The 25,502-nt window shown below is 57.1% G+C and carries 18 protein-coding genes and 1 pseudogene; 6 read left to right on the top strand and 13 right to left on the bottom strand.

Going from position 1 to position 25,502, the window contains the following annotated elements:
* Positions 1-11: 11 nt before the first annotated feature.
* The 7 genes from PG062_RS08430 to PG062_RS08460 all read right to left on the bottom strand — a co-directional run bounded on the left by PG062_RS08430 (position 12) and on the right by PG062_RS08460 (position 12,432).
* Complete coding sequence (locus PG062_RS08430; protein WP_270751937.1) at positions 12-1,130, bottom strand: cysteine desulfurase family protein; 1,119 nt, start codon at positions 1,128-1,130, stop codon at positions 12-14.
* A gap of 11 nt (positions 1,131-1,141) precedes the next feature.
* Positions 1,142-4,588, bottom strand: a complete 3,447-nt coding sequence (locus tag PG062_RS08435; RefSeq protein ID WP_270751938.1) for a glycoside hydrolase family 2 TIM barrel-domain containing protein — start codon at positions 4,586-4,588, stop codon at positions 1,142-1,144.
* A gap of 214 nt (positions 4,589-4,802) precedes the next feature.
* Positions 4,803-6,533, bottom strand: a complete 1,731-nt coding sequence (locus PG062_RS08440; protein WP_270751939.1) for a type 2 periplasmic-binding domain-containing protein — start codon at positions 6,531-6,533, stop codon at positions 4,803-4,805.
* Between the two features lie 139 nt (positions 6,534-6,672).
* Positions 6,673-7,566, bottom strand: coding sequence for a carbohydrate ABC transporter permease (locus PG062_RS08445; protein ID WP_270751940.1), 894 nt, complete (start codon positions 7,564-7,566; stop codon positions 6,673-6,675).
* 16 nt (positions 7,567-7,582) lie between these two features.
* A complete protein-coding gene (locus tag PG062_RS08450; RefSeq protein ID WP_270751941.1) occupies positions 7,583-8,536 on the bottom strand; it encodes an ABC transporter permease in 954 nt (317 codons plus the stop codon).
* A gap of 28 nt (positions 8,537-8,564) precedes the next feature.
* On the bottom strand, positions 8,565-10,721 hold the full coding sequence (locus tag PG062_RS08455; protein WP_270751942.1) for a glycoside hydrolase family 3 C-terminal domain-containing protein: 2,157 nt from the start codon (positions 10,719-10,721) through the stop codon (positions 8,565-8,567).
* Between the two features lie 28 nt (positions 10,722-10,749).
* Positions 10,750-12,432, bottom strand: coding sequence for an SGNH/GDSL hydrolase family protein (locus tag PG062_RS08460; RefSeq protein ID WP_270751943.1), 1,683 nt, complete (start codon positions 12,430-12,432; stop codon positions 10,750-10,752).
* Between the two features lie 517 nt (positions 12,433-12,949).
* On the opposite strand from PG062_RS08460, the gene PG062_RS08465 reads away from it, so the two are divergent.
* Together PG062_RS08465 and PG062_RS08470 are read left to right on the top strand one after the other, a co-directional pair.
* A complete protein-coding gene (locus tag PG062_RS08465) occupies positions 12,950-13,384 on the top strand; it encodes a glycosyl hydrolase family 8 (protein ID WP_270751944.1) in 435 nt (144 codons plus the stop codon).
* A 32-nt stretch (positions 13,385-13,416) separates the two neighbouring features.
* Positions 13,417-15,399 (top strand): hypothetical protein, encoded by a 1,983-nt coding sequence (locus PG062_RS08470; protein ID WP_270751945.1) that lies wholly within the window; start codon positions 13,417-13,419, stop codon positions 15,397-15,399.
* A 431-nt stretch (positions 15,400-15,830) separates the two neighbouring features.
* On the opposite strand, the gene PG062_RS08475 is transcribed toward PG062_RS08470, so the two are convergent.
* From PG062_RS08475 to PG062_RS08500, 6 genes are all read right to left on the bottom strand, one after another.
* Positions 15,831-16,316 carry a peptidylprolyl isomerase gene (locus tag PG062_RS08475; protein WP_113998620.1) on the bottom strand — a complete coding sequence of 162 codons (486 nt, stop codon included), beginning with the start codon at positions 16,314-16,316 and terminating at the stop codon, positions 15,831-15,833.
* Complete coding sequence (locus PG062_RS08480; RefSeq protein ID WP_113998621.1) at positions 16,316-18,001, bottom strand: peptide ABC transporter substrate-binding protein; 1,686 nt, start codon at positions 17,999-18,001, stop codon at positions 16,316-16,318. Before PG062_RS08480 ends, PG062_RS08475 begins: the two co-directional genes overlap by 1 nt.
* Positions 18,002-18,181: 180 nt before the next feature.
* The gene (locus PG062_RS08485) at positions 18,182-19,138 is read right to left on the bottom strand and encodes an ABC transporter ATP-binding protein (protein ID WP_113998622.1); all 957 of its coding nucleotides are present in this window, start codon (positions 19,136-19,138) and stop codon (positions 18,182-18,184) included.
* Positions 19,138-20,172 (bottom strand): ABC transporter ATP-binding protein, encoded by a 1,035-nt coding sequence (locus PG062_RS08490; protein ID WP_113998623.1) that lies wholly within the window; start codon positions 20,170-20,172, stop codon positions 19,138-19,140. The genes PG062_RS08485 and PG062_RS08490 overlap by 1 nt, the downstream gene beginning before the upstream one ends.
* A gap of 10 nt (positions 20,173-20,182) precedes the next feature.
* On the bottom strand, positions 20,183-21,346 hold the full coding sequence (locus tag PG062_RS08495; protein ID WP_270751947.1) for an ABC transporter permease: 1,164 nt from the start codon (positions 21,344-21,346) through the stop codon (positions 20,183-20,185).
* Between the two features lie 24 nt (positions 21,347-21,370).
* Entirely contained in the window at positions 21,371-22,291 is a 921-nt protein-coding gene (locus tag PG062_RS08500) for an ABC transporter permease (protein ID WP_270751948.1), read from the bottom strand.
* A gap of 912 nt (positions 22,292-23,203) precedes the next feature.
* Between PG062_RS08500 and PG062_RS08505 the strand changes: the two genes are divergently transcribed.
* From PG062_RS08505 to PG062_RS08520, 4 genes and pseudogenes are all read left to right on the top strand, one after another.
* On the top strand, positions 23,204-23,491 hold the full coding sequence (locus tag PG062_RS08505) for a hypothetical protein (protein ID WP_270751949.1): 288 nt from the start codon (positions 23,204-23,206) through the stop codon (positions 23,489-23,491).
* 320 nt (positions 23,492-23,811) lie between these two features.
* Positions 23,812-24,135, top strand: coding sequence for a PadR family transcriptional regulator (locus PG062_RS08510; protein ID WP_005927798.1), 324 nt, complete (start codon positions 23,812-23,814; stop codon positions 24,133-24,135).
* A complete protein-coding gene (locus PG062_RS08515) occupies positions 24,132-24,719 on the top strand; it encodes a DUF2812 domain-containing protein (RefSeq protein WP_270751951.1) in 588 nt (195 codons plus the stop codon). The genes PG062_RS08510 and PG062_RS08515 overlap by 4 nt, the downstream gene beginning before the upstream one ends.
* Positions 24,720-24,839: 120 nt before the next feature.
* A pseudogene (locus tag PG062_RS08520) lies at positions 24,840-25,019 on the top strand (sigma-70 family RNA polymerase sigma factor); the annotation flags it as partial.
* Positions 25,020-25,502: the final 483 nt, after the last annotated feature.

Here is a 25,502-nt window from a genome sequence, read left to right on the forward strand (position 1 = left end):
TGTGAATAAAATTATTGTTGTTCCAGAATTTTTATCAGCCGTTCCGCAGCTTCTTTGCCGTCGCCGGGGCGGTTCGCACTGCCGAAGCTGAAACGTAAGGTCGACAGCGCATCCTCGGCCGCAGTGCCGCCCAGAGCCATCAAAACGTGGGAGGGTTCCTGCACGCCGCGGTTGTCGCACGCCGCGCCGGGGGAGACACTGACCCCTGCTACATCCAGCTGGTAGGTCAGCCGCTGGCCGCTGCGGCCGGGTAGGCCAACGCTCAGCAGGCCCGGCAGGCCGTCCGCAGGGGTGTGCAGCCGTGCTTCGGGCCGGGCAGCATGCAGCGTCTGCCAAAACTCCTCGGCCAGGGCACGCTTTTTGGCAGTGCGCTGGCGGCGCTCGGCGCAGGTGACCTTGAACGCTGCGGCCAAGCCCGCAATCAGCGCTGCGGGCTCAGTGCCGGGGCGCAGGCCGTACTGTTGACTGCCGCCGTAAATCAGCGGGCGCAGTTTGCGAGGCTCGCGCACATACAAGAAGCCGATGCCCTTCGGCCCGCCAAACTTGTGGGCCGACGCCGACAGAAAATCGATGCCGTCCAGCGGGATGGCCAGGTGGCCCGCAGCCTGCACAGCGTCAACGTGCAGCAGCACATCCGCCTCACGGCAGAGCGCTGCCAGCGCGGGGATGTTCTGTACAACGCCTACCTCGTTGTTGGCGTACTGCAAGCTGACCAGGTTGGGGTGGGCCGCCAGGGCGCGGGTCAAGCTCTCAGGTACAACGCGGCCAAACCCGTCAACCTCCAGCGTTGTCATGCGGCCGCCGTCGTCCCGGATTGACGCGCAGGCGTTCAGAACCGAGTGGTGCTCGATGGGCGTTGTGACCACATGGCCGCCCTGCGGCACCGTGCCACGGATGGCCCAGGTGTTGCTCTCGCTGCCGCCGGAGGTGAAAAATATATGGTCGGGGGTGCAGCCCAGATTTTCCGCCACGGTCAGCCGTGCTTTTTCCACGGTCTGCTTGGTGTGCAGGGCGCTGCGGTAGAGTGCGGCGGGGTTCGCGTACTCTTGGTATGCGGTATACATGGCCTCCAGCGCCAGCGGCTCAATGGGCGCGGTGGCGGCATGGTCCGCATAAATTTCGTGGTTCATAGGTAGTTGCCTCAAATAAATGTAAAGGAATCAAAGTCAAACTGCGTGCCGGGCAGGAAGAGGAACGTGACCTGTCGCGCTCCCGTGACGGGCTCAAACGTGAAGGTTTGCTCGCCCCAATCGGCCTGTGGGCCAAACTCGACCACACGGCGCTCGGTCTCACCGCCGTCTGCAGCGGCAAACATCAGATGGACCGTGTTGGCGGGCAACGGGCTGCGGCCCGTAATGCGGATGCCGCAGCAGCCGGTCTCGCCAAAGTCCATGCGGTCAAACAGCAGCGAGACATTGTTGCCGATGCCCAGCACACGCGACCCGTCGCGGGTAAAGGAATCGCCATAGACGGCATCGCACGCGCCCGCAGCCAGGGTATCCCATGCGCGAGAATGACGGGTGAAGGTAAAGCCCTTGATGTGGACCTTCACGTTCAGCTCCACGGCAAACCTGCCGATGCCGCGCAGGAGCTTGTCCAGCTTGAAGGTGTCGGGCTGGTAGACGTTCCACTGCTTGGGCTTGTGGTAGACGCGCTCGCCGATCATTGTACTGCCCTCGGCGTAGGGCTCGCCATCCCAGAAGCGGAAGGTCGTTGGTTCGCCGTCCAGCGCAAAGATTGGCAGCTCCACCGTATCCGCACCATCGGGGCCAAAGTCGATATCATCGAACAGCACCCAGCTGCGGCCCGTGCGGGAGGTGGAAACGCCGCGCTCGTTGCCGTTGCCGATGTCGCCGAAGGACGCATCAAAACGGCTGGCCGAGATAAATTCATAAGGGTTCTTGTGCAGCTGACCGACGCCAGAGATGGACAACTCCAACTGGGAGATCAGCTGCGGCGCATCGTGGCCGTTGCGCACCAGGGCGCGAACCCGCAGTGTGCCATCGCCCAGGGCGGTCACCGTCAGCACGTCACCGTCTGGCTGCATGGCCGCGTTCACAGCGGGCACACCCTTGTCGTCGGTCAACTGCCACTCGATGTCGGTGAAGGTTGCTGCTGCAGGCCGGCGTGCGGCGGTGATGTGCGTTACGGGGTGCTCCTTGTCCAGCGCTGTGCGCTCGGCAGTTAGAGCCAGCTTGCGCACAGGGATTTCCTGCGTGCTGCCGCCGAAGGTCAGCGGCGGCAGACGGCGGCGAACGGGGCCCTCAAACGGGGCGGCGTTCAGCGTCAGCACTGCAGGGCGCAGGCCGGGGGCCGTGACATCCACGGTAATCGTGCCGGTGCGGCCATTGCCCGCCACAACGGCCAGCAGCATGCCGCTGAAAAGGCGGCGGCTGTCAGTCTGGTATTCGTCGGGGTCGGCGCTGTCGCCGTTGTCAAGGCCCACCAACACACCCGCGCCATTTACGCGGACCGTCACGCAGTCGTTCGCGTTGCGCACAGGGTTGCCGTTCTTGTCGCGGGTTGTGATTGTGATAAACGCAAGCTCACGGCCATCGCCGGAAATCGTCTTGCGGTCAGCCTGCAGGCAGACCATAGCGCTGTCATCGAAGGAATCCTGCTCGTCGGTTGCCACAACCTTGCCGTTTTCATCGTAGGCTACGACCTTGACGCTGCCGGGGTGGTAGGCTGCCTGCCAGCTGGCGGTACGGCCCTTGGCGGAGTCCAGCACCTTGCGGCCAAGGCTCTCGCCGTTCACAAACAGTTCTACGCTGTGGGCGTTGGTGCAAGCGCAGAGGTCAATCAGCTGCCCTTCGTTGAAGTCCCAGTAGGGGAACAGGTGTACCATTGGGTGTGTTTTGGGGTCGAGCCACGCGGCCTGCACAACGTAGTAGGCGTCCTTCGGGAAGCCTGCCGTGTCAATCGTGCCGAAATAGCTGCTGCGCGTGTGGTAAGGTGTCGGCTCGCCGATGTAATCCCACCCGGTCCAAAGGTACTGCCCCAGCGTGAACGGCCAGCGCTGCTCGCTCTGCAGGCAGACATCCCAGCTCTCCGCGCCCCAACTCGTGCGGCTGTTGCCCAGGCTTGAGCACTGCAGGTCGTCATCAGACAGCAGGCTTTGCGAAAGCGGGAAGTGGTAGATGCCGCGGCTCTGCACGATGGACGACGTCTCACTGCCGTAGATGACCCAGTCGGGGTGCTTCTCGTGGTGGCTGGCGTAGAGGCGCTCGCCGTAATTATAGCCCGCGACCTTGATGATATCGGCACAGTGCTGTGTATTTTCCCACGGCATGTAGTTGGAACCGAGCGTTGGGATGCCGTTGCGCGCAGGGTCGTGCGCGGCGACCTCGGCCAGCAGCATCCGCATTGTGTCCGCGCCCTCGGGACCCGCGTGGGTGTCGTAGATCTCGTTGCCGATGCACCAGAACAGCAGGCTTGGGTGGTTGCGGTCGCGGCGGATCCAGGCAGCAACATCCTTTTCCTGCCACTCGTCAAAGAAGCGGCCGTAGTCGTAAGGGTTCTTGCCGCTGCGCCAGCAGTCGAAGCTCTCGACATCCATCAAAATGCCCATCTCGTCGGCCAGATCCATGAACTGCGGCGCGGGCGGTGTGTGACCCGTGCGGATGCTGTTAACCCCCATGGACTTGAGGATTTCAAGCTGACGCTTGGCGGCGCTGTACTCAAACGCCGAACCGAGACAGCCGAAATCGTGGTGGATGCAGACGCCCTTGATCAAAACGCGCTTGTGATTCACCAGCAGCCCGCAGTCGGGTGTGGCTTCGATGGTGCGGCAGCCAAAGCGGGTGGTTAGTGTGTCGGTAACGCCATCGGCGCCGGTTAGCTCTGCCGTGATGTGGTAGAAGCTCGGCGCGTCCAAGTCCCACAAAGCGGGGTCTTGCAGCGTGAAGGTGTGCGAGGCTTTGTAAATCGCGGTTTCCTTGCCCGTGCGCCAGCCATCGGGGGAGGGGAGAGCGGCCCATGCATCGGCAGGGATGGCGGCAGTGCCAAGAAGGCTGCCGTTATCATCGGTCAGATGCAGCGTCAGCGTGCGGCCCGTGCTGGCGGCGGTGACGGAACCCGCCTCGGCAGTGACGGCCACGGTCCAAGCGCCGTTGTCGCCCTCTTTGGCAGCTACATACAGTCCATCGGGCATCAGGTGGAGGTCGGGAGCCTCCCACAGTTCCACATTGCGGTACAGGCCCGCACCGGAGTACCAGCGGGAGTTGGGGTGGCGCAGATTGCAGCGGACAAGAACCTCGTTCTGACCCTCATGGAGCGCGTCGGTGATGTCGAACCAGAACGACGTGTAGCCGTACTTCCATTGGCCGACTTCGGTGCCGTTGACGAAAACGGTCGTATCCATGTAGGCCCCGCCGAACCAAAGCATGCGGCGGGTGCCGGGTACATCGGTGACAAAGAAATATTTGCGGTAGAACAGCGTGCCGTCGCGGTACAGATCGTCCGCGTGGCGAATCTGCCAATCGTGGGGCAGGTCGACGGGGGTGAACTGCGCGTTCCAAGGCAGCAGCTCGGTATCCGGCGCGCAGGCGGCAAACAGCCAGTCGACGCTGAAATCGGTGCGTTTCATAAGGAACAGCTCCTTTTAATAAGGGTAGGGGGATGTGACGGGAAGTGCCGTGCAGGTCCGACATGGCCGTGTCGGGCACACACGGTGCGCCCCGTCACCGGGGCGCGGTACTTGCATACCATAAACAGCAAACCGGGGGCAGCCCCATGTTGTTACGTGAGGCTGCCCCCGGCAGTTGCATCACTGTCGCAGGGACAGTCAGTTTCCAAACAAATTACTTGCTTGCGTTGTAGGTGTCGTTGTACATATCAACGATGTTCTGCATGTTCTGGGCTTCGACCTCAGCAACGTAGGTATCCCAATCGTTGTTGATGTCGGCCTGATTCATGGCAAACTTGCAGGTCCAAGCGTTGACGGTATCGGTCATGGGGGTGCCCCACAGGTTCAGCATCTCCATCTGATCCTCGTCGAAGGTAACGGTGGGATCCAGCGGGCGCAGCTTGCGGTACTGGCCCTGACGGTCGTAGAAGTCACGCAGATCCTCGCTGAAGTTGCTGGTCAGCAGCTCGGTGTTGCCGGAATACATGAAGTTGCCGCAGGCGTAGCCCAGCTCTTCACGCAGGTCGATCTGATCGTCGGAGGTCTGTGCGATGGACAGGCCGTTGCAGTAGTAACCGGGGGTCAGGCTGTAGGTGCCGTCGGTGACGGTGTAGGTCTCGCCCTCTTTGCCCCACTTGGTCAGGGTCAGGCCCTCGTCAGAGTACCACAGCCAGTCAACAAAGCGCATCATCTTGATGAACTCGTCCTCGCCCAGCTCTTTCAGAGCGTTGGAAGAGATCATGATACCGCACTCAAGGCGCTGGTTCTCGGCCTGATAGTCGGATGTGCCGATGGGAACGAGGGTACGGTACAGCTCGTAGTTGCCCTCGCCCAGCTGCTCCTTGATTTTGGAGTCCTGGGTGGCGTACTGGGCACGGTTAGTGGACATGATGACGGTCTCGCCGCGGTAGAACTTGTTCAGCGCGGTGTCGTCATCCTGGGTCCAGGTCTCGGGGTCAAGGACCTTGTTCTGGACGAGCTTCTGCAGGACAGTGTAGGCCTGCTTGTATTTGTCGGAGACAGAGCCGTCAACGAAGGAATCGCTGTCGGCGTCATAGACCAGACCGTAGTTGGTGGTGATGGCCCAGCCGGTGTTGATATCGTAGGAGGCACCCAGCAGCTTCAGCAGATTGCCGCCCTGACCGTAACCGGAGGTCTGGCCGCACCACATATCGGACCAGATGTAGTCATTCTCGCCGCACATGCCCTGCTCGACCATGTACTTCTTGACGCCGATCAGCACGTCGGCGAACTCGTCCCAGGTCCAATCCTTTTCCAGCTCGGCGACATCGTAGCCGGCAGCGTCAAAAATGTCCTTGCGGATGAGGAAGGTGTAATCCTGCAGAGAGGTCTCCTTCAGGCCGGGCAGGCGGTAGTACTTGCCGTCGGCCTGCGTGATGGTGGCCAAGTCGTCCTGCATGTTGTACTCCTCGACGAAGTTGGAGTAGTTGGGCATATACTGGACATAGTCGGAAACGGGGACAACGCCGCCGCCGGTGACATACGCAGTTTCAGAGTAGATCTTGGGGATGATGTAGGGGGAAGTGCCGGAAGAAACGGCCAAGGAAACCTTATCGGTGTAGTTGGAGTTGTCAACGACGGTCAGTTCCAGATGGACGTTGGTGGCATCCTCGATGGCCTTAAAGACGCCCTCGTTGATCCACTTGTCGTTCATGGGATAGGCGGGGTTGTCGTTGAAGAACATCGTGTAGGTGACAGGCTCGTCAGAGTGGAAGTGCTCGCCGTACTCATAGCCGAGGTTCGACTCGTCCGCAGCAGCGGTGTCGGTGGTAGCAGTGCTGCCATCGGTGTTGGTGCTTGCAGCCGTGGAGCTGCCGGAGCCGCCGCAGGCAGCCAGAGACAGCACCATGCCGGTAGCCAGCACGAGGGATGTGAGCTTTTTCATGTTTCGTAACCTCCATTACGTTTTTTCCTGCTCCCCGGAAGGCCCTGGGAAAACAGGTGTTTTCTTTCATCCGGCGCCGGAGTCGGCGTCGGTTTTAAGACAGTGGAAAAACGGGACGCAGAGCACTAACGCGAAAACGTTAGCCCTTAACGCCGCCCAGCATCATGCCCTGCACGAAATACTTCTGGATGAAGGGGTAGATGCAAATGATGGGAGCGGACGTCAGCACCATGGCGCAGGACTTGATGTTGGAAGCGATCTGCATGGCGTCGCCTGCATCAGCACTTGTGCCGGAAGCGCTGCTGATGAGCTGGCGCAGATAGTAGGCAACGGGCCATTTCGTGGTCGTATCCAAGTAGAGGAAAGCATCAAACCAGTCGTTCCAGTACTGGACGACGTAGAACAGTGTCATGGTGGCAATGATGGGCTTGGACAGGGGGATGGCGATGCGCCAGAACACACCCCACAAGTCCAGGCCGTCGATCTCGCCGGCTTCTTCCAGCTCACGGGGGAGAGTGAGGAAGAAGGAACGCATCAGGATGACGTAATAGGTGGAGATCATGCCGGGCAGGATGAAGGATGCCACGGTATCGCGCAGACCCAAGGAAACCATCAAAATGTAGTTGGGGATCATGCCGCCGCTAAAGTACATCGTGAAGATGATGAACTTGTTGATGGCCTTGCCGCCGTACAGCTCCGCCTTGGAAAGGGGATAGGCCAGCAGGGCGCTGAACAGCAGAGCGCAGACCGTGCCAATGATGGAGTACACAATGGTGTTGCCGTAATAGGGGATGAACTTGCCATCGGTGATGACGTATTTATATGTGGAGATGTTGAAGTCCTTCGGGATCAGGCCGACTTGGCCTGCAACGATCGCCTGCGTAGAGGAGAAGGACTGGGCGACCAAGTACAGGAACGGGTAGAGCATCGCAACGCTGATCAGCGTCAGGATGATGGCGTTAAAGACCTTGAACACGCGGTAACTGCCGGATTCCTTGATCTTCATGGGGCCCATAGTAGTTGCTTTTGCCATTATTTTATCCTCCTAATTACCACAAACCGCTGCCGGTCAGCCAAGAGGAGACCTTGTTGGCAACCGTGAGCAGGACCAGGTTGATGACACCTTGGAACAGGCCGACGGCCGTTGCGTAGCTGTAGTTGCCGGAGCCAAGGCCCATGCGGTAGACGTAGGTGGCGATGATGTCGGCTGTCTCATAGGTGGTGGGGGTGTACAGCAGGAAGACCTTCTCGAAAGCGGCGGAACCGCACAGGCTGCCGATGTTCAGAACCAACAGGGTGGAGATGGTGGGCAGGATGGCGGGGATGGTAACGTGCAGGCACTGCTGGAAGCGGTTTGCGCCGTCCAGCTCAGCAGCCTCGTACAGTTCGGTGTTGATGCCGGACATGGCAGCCAAGTAAAGGATGGTGCCCCAGCCGAGGCCCTGCCATACGCCCGTGGTAACAAAGATCGTCGTGAACCACTCGGGCAGGGAGATGAAGGTGATAGCCTCGCCGCCCAGCTTGGTGATGAGGTTGTTGATGGGGCCGCTGGTGGACAGAATCTCGCGGACCATGCCCGCAACGATGACCATCGAGATGAAGTGGGGCAGGTAGGAGATCGTCTGCACAATCTTCTTGAAGTGAACGTTCTTGACCTCGTTCAGCAACAGGGCGAAGATCAGCGTCAGCGGGAAGCTGATGATCAGATACTTGAAGTTCAACAGCAGTGTGTTCTTGAACGCACGCCAGAAGTTCTGATCCTTCATGAACTGGTTGAAGTACTTCAGGCCGCTCCATTCATCGCCGAAGATGCTGCTGCCGGCGCGGTAGCGGCGGAACGCAATGATGTTGCCGAACATCGGGATGTAGCGGAACACGATGTAGTACACAATGGGAATGAACATCATTGCGTACCATTGCCAGTACTTTTTAATGTGCTTCATCACGGCACCCTGTTTCTTGACAGTGGCCACAGAAGCGTCTTTTTGTGCGGTCTTGGGCATGGTTCTGTCTCTCCTTCCTAAATATCAATCACAGGTCAAGGGCCTGCGTTGCGGACTGGGTGACAGTCAGCTTTGCGGGGGCCTGACCCATCAGCGCTACGCTGCGGGCATCAGGCTGGGAAGCACCGACGTAAACGCTGTAGCTGCCTGCCTCAACGATCGGCGTGCCTTCCTCATTGCAGAGGGCGAAGGCGGCCAGCGGCAGGTGAATTTTGACCTGCTTCGTCTCACCGGGCTGCAACTCGACCTTGGCAAGGCCCTTCAGCTGGGCGTTCGGGGTGTTCTCGCGCTCGGCCTTGACGTAAACCTCCACGCTCTCACGGCCCGCAACGGAACCCTCGTTCGTGACGTCCACCGTCACATCGAGGCCGTCGGAGCCCGCCTCATTCGCGCTGACAGCAGCGTTCTTGAAGCCGAACTTCGTGTAGGACAGGCCGTAGCCGAAGGGGTAAAGGGCTTCCTTCTCCATGTAGCGGTAGGTGCGGCCCTTCATGGCGTAGTCGGTAAACTCCGGCAGGTCACGGTCGCTGTGGTAGAAGGTGACAGGCAGTTTGCCCTGCGGGTTCGTCTCACCGAACAGAGCGCGGGCCACAGCCTCGCCGCCACGGGCACCGGGATACCAGGCTTCGAGAATGGCGTTTGCGTGCTCATCTGCATAGTTGACAGCCAATGCACTGCCGCCCAGCAGAACCAGAACAACAGGCTTGCCGCTCTCAACACAGGCTTTCAGGACTTCCTCCTGATGGCCGGGGAGCTTCAGGTTCGGCTTGTCGCCGCTGGCGAACTGGTTGCCCTGGTCGCCCTCCTCACCCTCAAGGCCGGCATCCAGACCGAGGACTGCGATAACGACATCGCTCTCCTCGCAGACGCCCTTGACCTCGCTCATCAGCTCGTTGGACTCGGCCAAGCCTTGGATGTTGTCGGCGTAGAGGTGGCAGCCCTGCGAGTAGCGGACTTTCACATCGTCGCCGAGGTAATCTTCAATGCCCTCCAGCACGGTGGTGTAGCGGGAGGCAGTGCCCTCATAGTTGCCCAGCAGCGCCTTGCGACTGTCGGCATTGGGGCCGATGACACCGACGGTGTGCAGCTTGGACTTGTCCAGCGGCAGCGTGCCGTCGTTCTTCAGCAGCGTCATGATGCTGTCGGCGACTTTCAGGTTCAGGGCCTTCATCTCGGCGCTGTCGACAACGTCGTAGCCAACCTTATTATAAGGAACCTGATCCTCGGCGTCAAACATACCCAGACGCATGCGGGTCACATACAGGCGGGTCAGGCTCTCGTCGATCTTCTCTTCGGAAAGCTTGCCCTCGGCGACGGCCTGCTCAAGGTAAACGTAAAGGTCGCCGCAGTTCAGGTCGCAGCCGTTGTTGACGGCCAGTGCGACGGACTCTACAGGGCCGTCCGTGACCATGTGGCCGGTATGGAAGTCCTTGATGGCCCAGCAGTCGGAGGTAACGTGGCCGTCAAAATGCCACTTGTCACGCAGGATATCCTTTAGCAGGGTCTTGCTGCCGCAGCAGGGCTCGCCATTCGTGCGGTTGTACGCACCCATGACGGCCTCGACACCGGCTTCCTTGACCAGTGCGCGGAAGGCGGGCAGGTAGGTCTCCCACAGGTCCTGCTTGGAGACGATGGCGTTAAAGTGGTGGCGGTCGCTTTCGGGGCCAGAGTGTACGGCGAAATGCTTGGCGCAGGCGGCGGCCTGCAGGTAATCGGGATCGTCGCCCTGCATACCCTCAACAAAGCGGACGCCGAGGCGGCTCGTCAGGAACGGATCCTCGCCGTAAGTTTCGTGGCCACGGCCCCAGCGGGGATCGCGGAAGATGTTGATGTTGGGAGCCCAGACGGTCAGACCCTTGAAAATGTCGCGGTCGCCGTGGGCGCGGCACATATTGTACTTGCCGCGAGCCTCAACGCCGACGGCGTTGCCGACCTGCTCCATCATGTCCTCGTCAAAGGCGGCGGCCATGCCGATGGCCTGGGGGAAGACGGTAGCAGTGCCCGCGCGGCCGACACCGTGGATGCCCTCGCTCCACCAGTTGTAAGCGGGGATGCCCAGACGCTCGATCGCGGGAGCCCAGCTCAGCATCTGGCTGACCTTCTCGTGCAGGGTCATCTGCGCAACGAGGTCGGCCGCACGCTTGCGGTACTCAGCCTCTTTAGCGGGATTCTTGGTTCTCTTCATAGTGCTTCCTCCTGTTCTTCCGTGTCCTTTACAGAACGCCGAAGCCTAAAATGGTGAATACTTTGTCCGTGCCCGGCTCCTGCATCTTGATTTCGATGTGGTGCCGCTGCGCGGTTTCTTCCTTTAAGATAATGGCCGCATGGCAGTGGGTCCAACCGGCCTGCCGCGGGTCGTAGGCCGCGACCTCTTTGCCGTCTACCGTGACGACTGCCGCGCCGAACTCCTTGCTGCCCGAATCCTTAAAAACGAGCTGGATGCTGCGGCAGGTGATGTCCATCGTGAACGGCTTGTCGCCCGCGCCCTTCTTCCAGTTGTGGGGGAACTCGGGGGTGTTGATATCCTCGAAGTCGAAGGGCACGCTCTGTAAATCGGTGTCCGTCTCGGTGAAGCAGCCGGGGTCGATGACCGCGTCAAAGGGGTTCACACTGCGGTCCAGCAGCTTCGTCTCGGCAAAGTCGAAACCGTAGTAGGGGGCGAGCTCTTTCGGGGCAGGCCCTTCCTGCTGCTTGTCCAGCCGGTCCAGCATATACATGAGGCAGTCCCGCATGATGCGGTGCCCGCTGTTGGAGGGATGGAACACATCGTAGAAGTACTGGCGGCGGGTGATGACGCTGCGCTCACCGACACCAACGCGGAACTGCGGGCTGACGGCGTCCAGCACATTGACCATCGGCAGCTCATGCCGCCAACCGATGGGAGCCAAGCGATCCTTCAGGTTCCAGTCGTTGGCAAAAACGCTGAACAGCATCACAACGGCGGGCTCATTGGGGGCTGACCAGATCTTTTGGATCAGGCTCTCGTGCATCAGGCCCTTCGTCTCGTCTGCCTCGTCGTTGACGGCGAACTCGACGATGATCAGATCGGGCTGCACCGCACCGTCGCGGGTGATGTCGCGGTCATAGCGGATGATGCCGAGCTGGCAGGGCGTGCCGCCAACGCCCGCTTTGATGTAGCGGACATGTGCGCCGTGGTCGGGTGTGTACCTTTCGCAGATGGCCTCATAGGTCTTGCGCGCGTAGCACATTTCCTGCGAGGGAACCGCACCCGCGCCCTGTGTGATGGAGCCGCCCAGGAAGGCGATCGTCGTGGGCTTGCCATCGCGGAGCTGCTGCAACACACGCTTGATACGGATGTTGTTGCCGGTGCTCAGGCAGCTGCGGGCGATCATCTCGCCGTAGGCGGGCGTATCGAAAGCCACGGGCGGGTCGGGGTCAACCTCGGGGACTGTGTAGCCGTCGTTCAAGTAGAGCTTGACGGTGGCCGTGGCGATGTCCTTCGGTTTGACGAGCTCGAACAGAAACTCCTGCGGCGTCTCGTCGCTGTCGGACCACTGCTGCTCATCCATGACCATGATGTGCTCGGTGCCATCGGTGGTAATCTTCATGCTGTTGCGGCTGCCGCCGCTGCCCAGTTCCCCGGAGAAGCCGAGGGTGAAGGTCACGACCTTGTCGGGCAGGTCGCCGACGATGCTGACGCCGACGCTGTGCACGAGCTTGCGAAAGCCCTTGGCCGTGCGGAGCATTTCCAGAATGTTCTCATCGTCAATGCCGCCGACCATCTTGGCGAAAGTTACAAGGCGGTCACCATTGATATAAACGGGGTGGCGGCCTACGCCGTCATTGCTCGGCAGGCCGCCGACCGGCTTGTCCAGCAGCACATAAAATCCCGGGCGTTTGGCCGTTGGGTCCTTGGGTGCGATCTTGTCCAACACCGTTTGCTTCACTCTTTTCTGAATTGTCTGTGTCTTATGTTTGGTGAGCTCATCACAGGCCAAACATATCATTTGCCGTTATTATACCGCATTCCGAAAATGCATGCTTCTCATTTTTTGCTATGTATCTTATCAATATCTGCTGTTTTTACAGGCTTGTTGATTGTTTTTTGTGCAATGTGCTAGAAAGAAAAACACAGTTTTTGTGCGATTCGAGAAACGAATTGTAACTTTCGTGTCATCATTATGGATAAATGGTGCATAATGTGCCGCGAATTTTTCCTACCTACTGCGCTTGTTCGGCATCGCCAAAATTTGCACAGCCTGAAAAATAGCACAAAATAAGCATTGCAAAAGCCGAAAGTCCCGAAAACGACGGGGTTTTTCTTGCAATAAGTGGAATGCAGGGGTGCTGTATTTATGTTGCCCTGTTGAAAATCGAGCCCGGTACCCCCTTGATTTTGCCGCTGCAACCTGCTATATTGAGCCAAAACCGAACAACGAAAGGGGCCGATTTATGGCAGCAGTTACCCTGCCCACACACTATCGCAACGTTTTTGCGGAGCTGGGCTATGCGCAGGCGGAGATCGACGCACGCATTGAAAATACGTTTCATACCATTTTTTATGGGGACGAGGCCCACCGCTTCTACCACCCCACCGGGCCGGGTCTTGCCTACATCGAGGACACGGGCAACCACGACGTCCGTACCGAGGGCATGAGCTACGGCATGATGCTCTGCGTACAGACTGATCACAAGGCCGAATTTGACGCACTATGGAGTTGGGTCATGCACTATATGTACATGCAGGACGGCCCCAACGCCGAGGTTTGCGTGCGCCGTTTCTGGAACACGCCCCTGCGGGATGGCCCACGCCGCTATTACGACAACTGCCTGTACTTCTTTGCCCTGCTGGCCCTCAGCGGCCGATACCGCATTTGGCCGCTGTAAGGCGTTCTGATATAGTAAAAAAGGAGAATCCTATGATGATGCAATTTGTCTGCACGGCCCGGTCGGCGGACGATGAGGACTACCGCCCGCTGGCTGAAACGCCGCTGACGCTGGACTTTGCCTATGACCACGGCGTTTCGACTTTGGCCGATCCGGCGGTCTGGCAGGTGACGCTGACCAACAACGCCGCCGCCCCATGGCGCGGCGTTGTTAAGCTGGAACTCTGCGTTGCTTACGATGCACCGCGTTTTTTCTTGCCCGGATTCCTCTACGGCCGCAATCGCGGCGAGGCCCCGATCCGCGTTGACAACCGCTACCCAAGGCTGCGGGCAGGTACACCGGAGTTTCCTGCATCGCCTTGGTGGATGGTCCGCGCTGATCGCCTCAGCCACCCCGCAGCCTTCCTGCTGGACGGCGGACGGTGGTATGGGCTCTCGGCTGCGCCATATTTCGTGCGCCAAAACGGCGTGCTGCAACCCTGGCAGCCCGGCAGGGCGGGAACGTTCGCACAGTTTGCAGGCTTTACCTGCTCACTGAACACGGGCAGTGTCGGCTACACGCTGGGGTACGAAAACGCGCCCTGGCTGTTTGTGCAGTCCCACAACATCAAGCCCCGCGCCCCGATGGGTGAAAACTGCTTGACGCTGGCGGCGGGGGAGAGCGTTGCCTTCCCGCTGTACCTCTATGATTTTGTCGCAGTGGATGGCGAGCGCACGCTGTACGCGGCGCTGGAGGCCGTCTATGGGCTGTGGCACACGCCGCCGCGCCCCGGCACGACCCCATCCCACGCGGCAGAGCTGCTGGCCGGGGCCGTTACCCGCGACGCTTGGCTGCCCGACGATAAAAACTATGTCGGCATCACCAAAGAGCGCTCGGACGGCAGCTATGAGCAGAACAAGATCTTCTCCATCAGCTGGACCAACGGCCTGTCCGCCGCCGTGCCCTGCCTGCAGGCGGCGCACCGCCTGGGGGATAAGACGATCCGCGCTGCGGCCCTTGCCTGCATCGACAATATTGTGCAGAACTCTTTGGACCCGCGCTGCGGCCTGCCCAACGAGACCTGGGACGCCGAAAACGGCTGGAGCTGTCGGGGCTGGTGGTTCGACGGCATGTACACGGGCGGGCATTCCGGCTATCTGGTCGGACAGACGCTTTATTATATCCTAAAAGCCTATCGGCTCGAAGCCGCCCGCGGCATCGACCACCCCGACTGGCTCGCCTTTGTGCAGGGCGTGGTGCCACGGCTGGCGGCGGCACGCAACGGCGACGGCGAGTACCCGTTTACCCTGTCGGAGCAAACGGGCGCAGGGTTGGAATACGATTCCCTGGGCAGCGCCTGGTGCTTGGCCGCTGAGGCTGCGCTGATGCAGCTGACGGGCGACACCGCCGACCTGCCCGCCATGGAGCGCAGCGAGGTACACTACTACGACGCCTTTATCCGTCGTGCTGAGTGTTACGGCGGCCCGCCGGATACCAGCAAAGCCGTGGACAGCGAGGGTGTGCTGGCCTACATCCGCGTCGCGCGGCTGCTGCACGAGTTGACGGGCAAGGCCGTCTACCTCGACCACCTGCGGGACGCACTGTGCTATGAGTACAGCTTTAAATTCTGCTACAATGTGCCCGTACAGGTCCCGCCGCTGTCCCGTCTCGGCTGGTCGAGCTGCGGCGGCAGCATCACTTCGGTGGCCAACCCGCACATTCACCCCATGTCCTGCACAGTTGCCGACGAGATGTTCTACTATCTGCGCTGCCGCCCCGATGCCTATATTGAATCCCGTTTAAAGGATACGGTGGGCTGGTCGCTGCAGACCTTCAACACCTTTGACCGCGAGTACGACTACGGCCGCGCGGGCTGGATGTCCGAGCGTTTCTGCCACTGCGAGGGCCTGCTGGTGCAGACCTACCCCGACGGCAGTCTTGCCAGCACATGGTTTGCGCTGATGCCCTGGGCTTGCGGCAGCGTGCTGGAAGGCGTGTGCGGCACGTGGTGGAACTATAAAGGCAATACCGCATAATTCTAAGTGCCGATACGGCGAGCGAGGTGCGGCAGATGCTAAGCCAAAATGCTCGATAATACTGGATGCTGCAAAGGTGAGCACCGCCAGTGGCGGAAACAGCGAACCGAAGCAGGGGCAGCGGTCGCAGAGTGCGAGGGGCTTTTGCCCCCGAAGCACGATGCGGGTACCGCTACCCGATATTATCGAGCATTTTGGCAACGCAGATGCCGTGCCGCAGCCGCCGAAGCGGTGCTTAAGCCGCTAGGCGGGAATTGTGCGGTGTTGCCATAGAGAACGCACGGACGAAAAATATTCCGGAAATTCATGTACAAATGATGGCGAACGGCAACCGAACAACAGACAGCACAAAAGCACCCCCTGCACCAAAAGCACAATGCTTTCCGGTGCAGGGGGTGTTGTGGTTCAGTTCAGCCGGTCAGCCAAAACCATCAATCTTCGATCGTGATTTTGGTGATGACAGGCATCTGTTTGGGCTTGTTCCAGGTTTCAGGGCCGTAAGTGGGCTGGTTGGCAATGGCGTCCAGCACATCAAAACCGCTCTCCATTTCGCCAAAGGCGGCGTAACGGCCGTCCAGCTTGGCAGCATCCTTGTGAACAACAAAGAACTGCGTGCCGGCGGTATCAAAGTCATCATCGCGCGCCATAGAAAGGGCACCGCGGATATGCTTGAGCGGGTTGTTGACGCCATTTTCCGTAAACTCGCCCTTAATATGCCAATCACTGTCCGTCATGATGTCATTGTCCGGCGAACCGCCCTGAATGACATAATCCTTAACGATGCGGCACCAACACAAACCATCATAAAAACCGCTGCGTGCAGTTTTCACAAAGTTTGCCACGGTGAGGGGGGCATATTCCGGGTACAGCGTAAAAACCATAGTACCAAAGTCCCTGGTTTCAATCGTGCAGCGCATTAGCCGACCTTCACATCCTTGAAGAACAGGTTGCCGGAAGCAGTCATGTAGAAACCGCTGATGTTGTCATGCATCAGGTAGTTGTTGGACTTGTAGTACAGGGGCAGAACAGCGTAATCGTTGGAAACGATAGCGTCAGCCTGCAGGGTCAGCTCAGCAGCCTTGGCCGGATCGTTCTCAGCCTTGACCTGCTCAACCAGAGCGTCATAATCGGCGTTGGAATAGAACAGGTTGTTGGAAGAATCGCCGGTCTTGCACAGGGGCAGGAAGCTCATGGGGTTCACGTAGTCAGCGCTCCAGCCCATGGCAGCAACCTGATAGTTGCCTTTCTGAACGTCGTCATAGAAGATGCTCCACTCGTTGGAGGAAACTTCAACATTGATGTTCAGGTTGTTCTTCAGCATTTCAGCCATAGCTTCAACGACCTTCTTGACGGTGTCGTTGTCGTAGTAGCTCAGGGTCAGAGTGGGGAAGCCTTCGCCGTTGGGGTAGCCAGCCTCTGCCAAGGCAGCCTGGGCGCCCTCAACGTCAGCGGTAGCGGACAGGCCAAAGCTTTCGCGGCCTTCGGTGATATCCTTGCCATCAACAGAGTAGCCGGGGGCCAGGAAGCTGTAAGCGGGCTGTGCATCGACCTGCACAACGTTGTCGATGATGGACTGACGGTCGATGGCCAGGCAGATTGCCTTGCGGACCAGAACGTTGTTCACAGGCTCGGCAGAGCAGTTGAAGTCATAGTAAACAGTGCCGTAGCTGGGGCTGGTCTGCACACCGGCATTCTCGGCCTTCAGGCGGGCAAAGTCAGAGGAAGGAATGCTGGCAACGCCGTCAACCTCGCCGGACTCGTAAGCGGTCAGAGCAGTTGCCTGATCCAGAACGTAGCGGAAGGTGACCTTCTGCAGGGAGACATTCTCAGCATCCCAGTAGTTCTCGTTCTTTTCCAGAATGACGTTTTCGTTCATGCTCATGCTGGCGATCTTGAAGGGGCCGTTGCAGATATAGGTATCTGCTTCGGTGGACCACTTGTCGCCGTTGGCTTCAACGGTGGCTTTCTGAACAGGGGAGAAGGTCCACATGCTCAGGATGTCGATGAAATAGGAGGTGGGCTGGATCAGGGTGATCTCCAGGGTCTTGTCGTCCAGAGCCTTCACGCCCAGGTCGTCAGCGGTGGCGGTGCCGTCGTAATACTCCTGAGCATTCTTGATGTAATCGGTAGCCATGCTGACGTACTGTGCGGCGGTAGCCGGGGTCAGAACGCGCTGAATGGTGTAAACGTAATCTTCAGCGGTCAGGTCGCTGCCATCGCTCCACTTCAGGCCGTCGCGCAGGTGGAAGGTGTAGGTCAGGCCGTCGTCGCTGATATCCCAGCTTTCAGCGTTGCCGGGAACCAGGGTGCCGGTGCTGTCATAGGTAACAAGGCCTTCGAAGCAGTTGATCAGAACATACTGTGCGAAGGAGTTGTTGGTCACGCTCGGATCCAGGCCGTCGGGAATGTTGCTCAGAACAAAGGTCAGTTCCTGGGCGGCATCACCGGTAGACTCGGAGGAAGCGGTGGTGGAAGTTGCTTCGCTGCTGGCAGCAGAAGAAACATCGGAGATGTTCTGGGGCTCATTGGAAGCGCCGCAGGCGCTGAGCAAGGAGACCGCCAGCGTGCCGGCAAGAGCGGCACTGATGACTTTCTTTTTCATGTGTATCCCCCTCGAAAAAAATAATGTATGTTTGCCGTTCCTTTGCACCGGCAGGGCGCAGCAAACCGGGCAGTGGAGCCAAAACGGAACAGCACTGTGTTGCATATCCCGCTTTGGCCGCCGGTACCCGTTTGCGGCAGGCTGCCGGAACAAGAAGCGGAGAAACCAAAATAAAAAGGCTTAATACAGGTGGCAGGCCACAAAATGGCCGGGTGCGGCTTCCTTCATGGCCGGGGTCTGCTCGCTGCAAATGGGCTTTGCATAGGGGCAGCGGCCACAGAACCGGCAGCCGGGTTTCGGGTTGACCGGGCTGGGCAGATCGCCCTCCACACCGGCGCTCGCATGGGCGCGGGCCAGCTTGGGGTCCGCGATGGGAATGCAGCTCAGCAAGCCCTTGGTGTAGGGGTGCAGCGGGTTTTTGTAGATCTCTTCGGAATCGCTGCTTTCCACCAGCTGGCCCAGGTACATCACGCCGATATCATCCGAAACGTAACGCACCATCGAAAGGTCGTGGGCGATAAACAGGTAAGAGGTACCTTCGGCCTGCTGGTAGTCACGCAGCAGGTTGACGACCTGCGCCTGAATGGAAACGTCCAGTGCGGAGATGGGCTCATCACAGATGACCAGCGCGGGGTTCAGCACCAGGGCGCGGGCAATGCCGACGCGCTGGCGCTGGCCGCCGGAAAACTCGTGGGCATACCGTCCGGCGTGTTCTGCCGTCAGGCCAACGCGGTTCAGCATGGCAAAGACTTTTTCGTCAACTTCCTGCTTGCTTTTGCAAACATGGTGGGCTTTCAGCGGCTCGGCAATGATATCGCGCACCGTCATGCGGGCGTTCAGCGAAGCATACGGATCCTGGAAGATCATCTGCATGTTGCGGCGCACCGGCTGCATCTGGCGGGGCTTGAGGTGGGCGATATCCTGCCCGTTGAAGATGATCTTGCCCTGCGAAGGCTCATAAATGCGGATGATGGTGCGTGCGCAGCTGCTTTTGCCGCAGCCAGACTCGCCAACCAGGCCAAAGGTGCGGCCGCGGCGCAGCGTAAAGTTGACGTCATCTACTGCATGAACTTCCGCGTGCGGGCCGACAGAAAAGAATTTTGTCAGGTGCTCTACCTGAAGAATGGGCTGTTCCATTAGTGTGCCTTCCTTTCGGCTTCTGCCAGTTTTTCATGCAGAGGATTGCCCTCGGCCGGGGCGTCCGGCTGCAGCAGCCAGCAGCGTGCCTGACGGCTGCCAACCTGGACAAACGGCGGGCACTCGGCTGCGCAGATGTTGCGCGCAAACTGGCAGCGGGAAGCAAACGGGCAGCCCTTAGGGGGCTTGGTCATATCCGGCGGGCTGCCGGGGATGGACTGCAAGCGCTCGCTCTTATCCTTGGTCAGGCCGGGGATGGAGGCCAGCAGGCCCATGGTGTAGGGGTGCAGCGGGTTTTCAAACAGATCGTTGATCTCCGCTTCCTCCATCACAAGGCCGCCGTACAGAACAACAACGCGGTCGCACAGCTCAGCCACAACGCCCAGGTCATGGGTGATAAAGATGATGCTGGTGCCGTATTCCTCCTGCAGGGAGCGCATCTGTTTCAAAATCTGGTGCTGGATGGTCACATCCAGGGCAGTGGTGGGCTCGTCCGCAATCAACAGGTCGGGGTGGTTGGCCAGCGCCATGGCGATCATGACGCGCTGGCGCATACCGCCGGAAAATTCATGCGGGTAGGATTTCAGCCGCTTTTCGGCTTCGGGAATCCGTACTTCGCGGAACAGCTCCAGCGTGGCAGCCTGCAGCTCGTCGCGCTTCATCTCCGGGTGGTGTACATGGATCATTTCGGCAACCTGTTTGCCAACGGGAATCAGCGGATTCAGGCTGGACATGGGGTCCTGAAACACCATGGCGATCTTCTGGCCGCGGATTTCGCGCATCTGCTTATCGCTGACTTTGGTCAGGTCGGTGCCTTCAAATTCAATTTTGCCGTTTTTAATGCGGGCAGTATCGGCCAGCAGGCGCAGGATGGACATGGAAGTAACGCTTTTGCCGCTGCCGGATTCACCAACGATACCAAGGATCTCGCCCTTATGCACTTCAAAGCTGACGCCGCGCACAGCCTGCACTTCGCCGGAGGAAGTCATAAAGGAGGTTTTCAGATCCTCTACCTTCAAAATCGTCTCGCTCATTTTGCTCTCCTTACTTCTTCAGCTTCGGGTCCAGTGCATCACGCAAACCATCACCGACAAAGTTAAAGGCAAACATGATCACACAAATCATCAAAGCAGGGATCAACAGCTCGTGCGGGCTGGTGCGCAGGTTGGCAGATGCATCGTTGCACATGGTGCCAAGGCTGGCCAGCGGGGGCTGCAGGCCGATGCCCAAATAACCCAGGAAAGCCTCCATAAAGATGGCAGAGGGGATGAGCATGGTAATGGTAACAAGGATGGAGCCGAGCGCGTTGGGAATCAGGTGGTCAAACAGAATCGTTGTGGCAGAGGAACCAATGGTCTTGGCGGCAAGAACGAATTCCTGCTGCTTCAGGCTCAGGATCTGGCCGCGCACAACACGGGCCATATCCACCCAGTACACGCTGCCCAAGGCAACAATGATGCTCTGGATACCGGCACCCAGCACCTGCATGATCAGGATAACATACAGCGTCAGGGGAATGGTGGAGATAATATCCACAATACGCATCATGATCATATCCACGGTGCCGCCCAGGTAACCGGAAATACCGCCGTACAGAATGCCGATGATGAGGTTGACGAACGCAGCCATCAAGGCAACCAGCATGGAAATGCGGGTGCCGTACATCAGGCGGGTCAGCACATCGCGGCCCAGGGCGTCAGTGCCAAGGATGTAGGATTTGTTCAACATCGTCTTGGACGGGTAGATGCTGCCGGTGGCTTCATCGGCAATGACATAGGGGCTGCCGCCGTAATACAGGGCAACCTCGGTGCCGTCGGCATCAAAGATGGTCATGGATTTATCGGATTCATCGCGCACCTTGCGCAACTGGCCGCTCAGTTTGCCGTCCGGGGTAACGGAGATGACTTTCAGGGCGGTGGTAATGTACAGGTAGTCGCCGTTGGGGATCTGGTAAACCTTCATGACCGGCGGAACGTTGACAACTTCCAGATTCTGCACGGAGTAATCATACGGGGTAAACAGAGGGCCGGCCAATGCAAAAAGCATCAGGGCGATAATAATTACAAAACCGGCGATGGCCGTCGGCTTGCGGCGGAAACGGAACCAGACGTCACCTGCAAAGGTGCGGCTTTTGGACCAGATTTTTTCACGGTCGCTGTTATCGGTAGCAAGCGGTTCCCACTTGTTCTGTGCGGTTAAATCTGCCATAAGTGTTTTCACCTTTCCTCAACATTACGCGTCAAACTTGATTCTGGGGTCGATCAGGCAGTAGAAAATATCGACCAAAAGCACCATTGCCATCAGGAACGCAGCAAAGAAAATGGTAACGCCCATGATGGTGGTGTAGTCGCGCTGGGTCACGCTGTTTACAAAGTAATAGCCAATGCCGGGAATGGCGAAGATCTTTTCTACAACAAAGCTGCCGGTCAAAAGGCCAGCCACCGTGGGGCCAAGCACCGTGATGACGGGGATCAGCGCATTGCGCAGGGCATGCTTGGTAACAACGGCGAACTCGGTCAGGCCCTTGGCGCGGGCGGTGCGGATGTAATCCTGGCCCATAACTTCCAGCAGGCTGGAGCGCATCAGGCGCGCCAGGTAGCTGACGGAATAGCCGCCCATGGCGATGACGGGCAGGATGTAGCTCTTCCAGCTGTCCAGGCCGAAGGTAGGCAGTACGTTCAGCTTAAAGGAGAATACATAGATCAGCACAGAGGCGATCACGAAAGACGGAATGGTAACGCCGATGGTGGCAATGGCCATCAGCAGCATATCCTGCCATTTGCCGTTTTTCAGCGCGGCCAGTATGCCCATGGGGATGGAGGTAAGCAGCACAAACACCAGGGTGACAAGGCCCAGCTTGGCGGATACCGGCGCACCGGTGGCAATAAAATCGTTGACGGTTTTGCCGGTATATTTATAGGAAGGACCGAAATCGCCATGCAGCAGGCTGCCCAGATATTTGACAAACTGCACCGGCATGGGCTGGTCCAGGCCGTACTTGGCTTCCATGGCCTGGGTAACCTCTTCCGGCACGCCCTTGGTGTTGGTGAACGGGCCACCGGGAATGGAGTGCATCAGGGTGAAGGTGATCAGAATGATCATGAACATGGCAATGATCATGGTTCCGATGCGCTTCAGGATAAATTTAACCATTACGTTTTCCTTCTTTCGTGTGCACGGCCGCCGCACAGGGAATGGCGCCCCGACGGCTGCTCTGTGGCCATAGTGTGCACATGCGTTGTTCCTGGCGGCGGTACAGACTGACAATCCAGCCGCCTTATAATTATCTTATTATATAGCGGCAACTTGCGGTTGTCATCGATTTTTATTCATATTTTTTTCACCTTTATAAAAATATCCGATTTGCATACAAAACAAACAGCGACGGTGAAAAAATATGTAGAACAAGACCATAGATTATGAGGGAAAAAGCGATGAACAAAGCAAATGTGTCCTTGCGATGAGAACAAAAAAAGAGAAAATATGGGAATGAATGCAGTATTGCCGACCCGGAAAGCTGGAAATTCCAGCGGGGCGGGCTTTGTATGGGTGGTTTAACGGTTTAACGCTCTAGTGAATCGCTGTGATGGTTGAAACAAAGCGCAATGCTCTGCCGCTGGAACGTGGGAAAGCGCTTCCGGCGCAAAATCGTGGGATCACTGCGGAATGGCAGGGGAACAAGCAGCGTACAAGGGGATGTGGTGGACTGTTTATGTGCGGAAAAAGGAAAAGTGAGACGAATGGAGGCGGACGGAGAACATACATAAGCCCAAAGGGATGCCCAACTCATCAAGTGAAACACGGCGCGAAAAAGCATAACGGCCACAACGAGATGGCCGAAACACAGACCAAAACGCAAAAAGGCAATGGAAACGCAGCAAAATAGTAGAGGTGAGGAACAACAGAGCAAAATATCTGTCCTTGAATGAAATACACATAATACAGGAAGTGGAAACGGCGTATGCAAGCCCGCCAAAACCGTATATATAACGCAAAAGCTTGAATATATATACAGTTTAACGGTAAAGACTCCTCCGATAATAAAAGCGTAAAAATCGGCTATCCATGGCACAGGAAGCCAGGATGGCGGCAGGCACTGCAAAGTCAAAAGGCGCAGAATCTTTCCCGATATGTCCTCTATGCAAAAACATTTTTGTTCTGCATCCCCGATTCCCGCACCTGTTCGGGGGGAGTTTTGGTATTTCCGTATCAGATAGAAAACAGCAGGCCTGTGCTGCGGCAGTACAGATTTGCGGGGCGTTCTGCTTTCCCTATACCGTAGGGGGCTGCATATTGCAGAAAAATTACCGTTTCCCCGGTGCAGAATGGATGGCATATTCATTTATAGTGTGATAGAACGATTTCATCGGGTTAGTCAAAACTAATGTGGCGGTAAAGAGCAGCACCACGAAAGAATGGCTGCCGGAAACCATGCTGGAACCCACGGTCCACAGCAGAATGTTAACCCCCGTCACAATGCTCATATACGGTAAAGAAGCAACAACACAAATTGAGAACAGCGTACCCTACTATTCTGTATCAAAGTGGAGCAGTAACACGAAAATGTTGCTGCTCCATTTTCATGCCCCTTAAATAATTTCCTTGAATCTGCTTGACTTATATTACGGTTAGTGATATATTTATTACAGTAACCGTAATAAGGAGGCTGGACTATGAGAGACAATGCAAAAAGTGGCGCACTTACAGAAGTGACCTTTTATATTTTACTCTCTCTTTATACACCAAAACACGGATACGCCGTTATGCAGTTTGTTGAAGAAAAAACGGGCGGGCGGCTTTCGTTAGGCGCAGGCACTTTATATGGAGCATTAAACTCTTTGCAGGACAAGAAGTGGATTGAACCTTATGGAGATAGTGAGGGAAGAAAAAAAGAATACCACATTACAGCACAGGGAAAAGAAATTGCAGAAAAAGAGCTTGCAAGACTAAATGAACTTGTAAGCATTGCAAGTGAAATTATTGGAGGTGCAGTATGAGTAAAAAATGTTATCGCTTTTTTTGCGGATTGCTAAATACGCAGGAAAAATGGCTAAACAAAATGTCTGAAAAGGGTTATCGACTTGTTCGGACAGGAAAACTGTTATACGAATTTGAAAAATGCAAGCCCGATGAAGTGACCTATTGTGTAGAGTTTATCGGAGAAAAATCAAAAGAGAGTTCAATAGATTATGCTAATTTTTTGGAGGATATGGGATATAAGGTGTTTTTTAAAAATATCAATCTAAACTATTCTGTTGGAAAAGTTCGTTGGCGCCCATGGGCAGAAAGGGGCGGTCGTATTGCGACAAACACAACAACTTTTAATCGAGAAATCTTGATTGTGGAAAAAGCAAATGATGGAAAGCCTTTTGAACTCCATACCTCTTATGACGATAAAGAAAAATATTATCGCAACTTACGCAATCCGTGGCTATTTCTACTGCTCATGTTTGCACTATTCGCAGTTACAAAGCAATCTATAATCTTTGGTATTTTTGCGTTGGTTTCTGTAATTCCTGGCAGTATATATCAAATACAGATAATGAAAATCCGGAAGGAAGCCAAGACACAGGAATGGTGAGGAAATAAATAGCAAATCCAGCCGAGCCAGTCAACGGTCAAGATGAACGGCGCAAATGTGCCGCCGTTGACAGCCCCGCCCGTCTTTGCTGTTCGGTAATCAAGAGGGCGACAGCATAAAATGCTGCCGCCCTCTGCCATTATTCAGAAAGGGGGATTTTCCATGACCGAACACGAAAAGTATCAAGAACATATCCGGCATACACACGATGCCTTTTGCAAGACCGTTATTCGCCACGCTGCCATAGACGCAGCCCGGAGCATACGCAGCCGCCGCAAGCGGGAAATCTCGCTTGAATATTACTTCTTTATCACACATAAGCAAAAAGCGCTGGCATGAAGTGCATCGGGCGCAAAATTCCAGCCATCCTCACCCTCAATACGGTTATAAAGTTATAAGCAGCCTGAAGGCATTGCCGCACATGGTACCGGGAGAATCTTTAAGTGATTTAAGGAGATTTAGAGATAGGAATGGGGCGATGGGCAGAATGTTTAAGCCAAACACGTAATTTCGCTAAAGCTCTGTTTAGCGAAATATAGAGGAGAGACAGAACAATACAGTATCAAGATTTTCATCTCATTTTGATACTGTACAATACGATCGGAAGTCTGCTGGATCATTACTTTTGTGGCGTCAATCTGGCTTTGCGTTTCCGGTTCATATCGCGCAGGTCAATGCCGTCTGCCAGAATGCCGCCAGAAAAGCTGGCGTGCGCCGCTGCACAGGCTGCGCTGGCTTCGTCACCATCAGCATTATGCTTTTGATGGACCCTGCAGTGGATGC

Source organism: Gemmiger qucibialis (assembly GCF_027689445.1).
Classification (GTDB): domain Bacteria; phylum Bacillota; class Clostridia; order Oscillospirales; family Ruminococcaceae; genus Gemmiger; species Gemmiger qucibialis.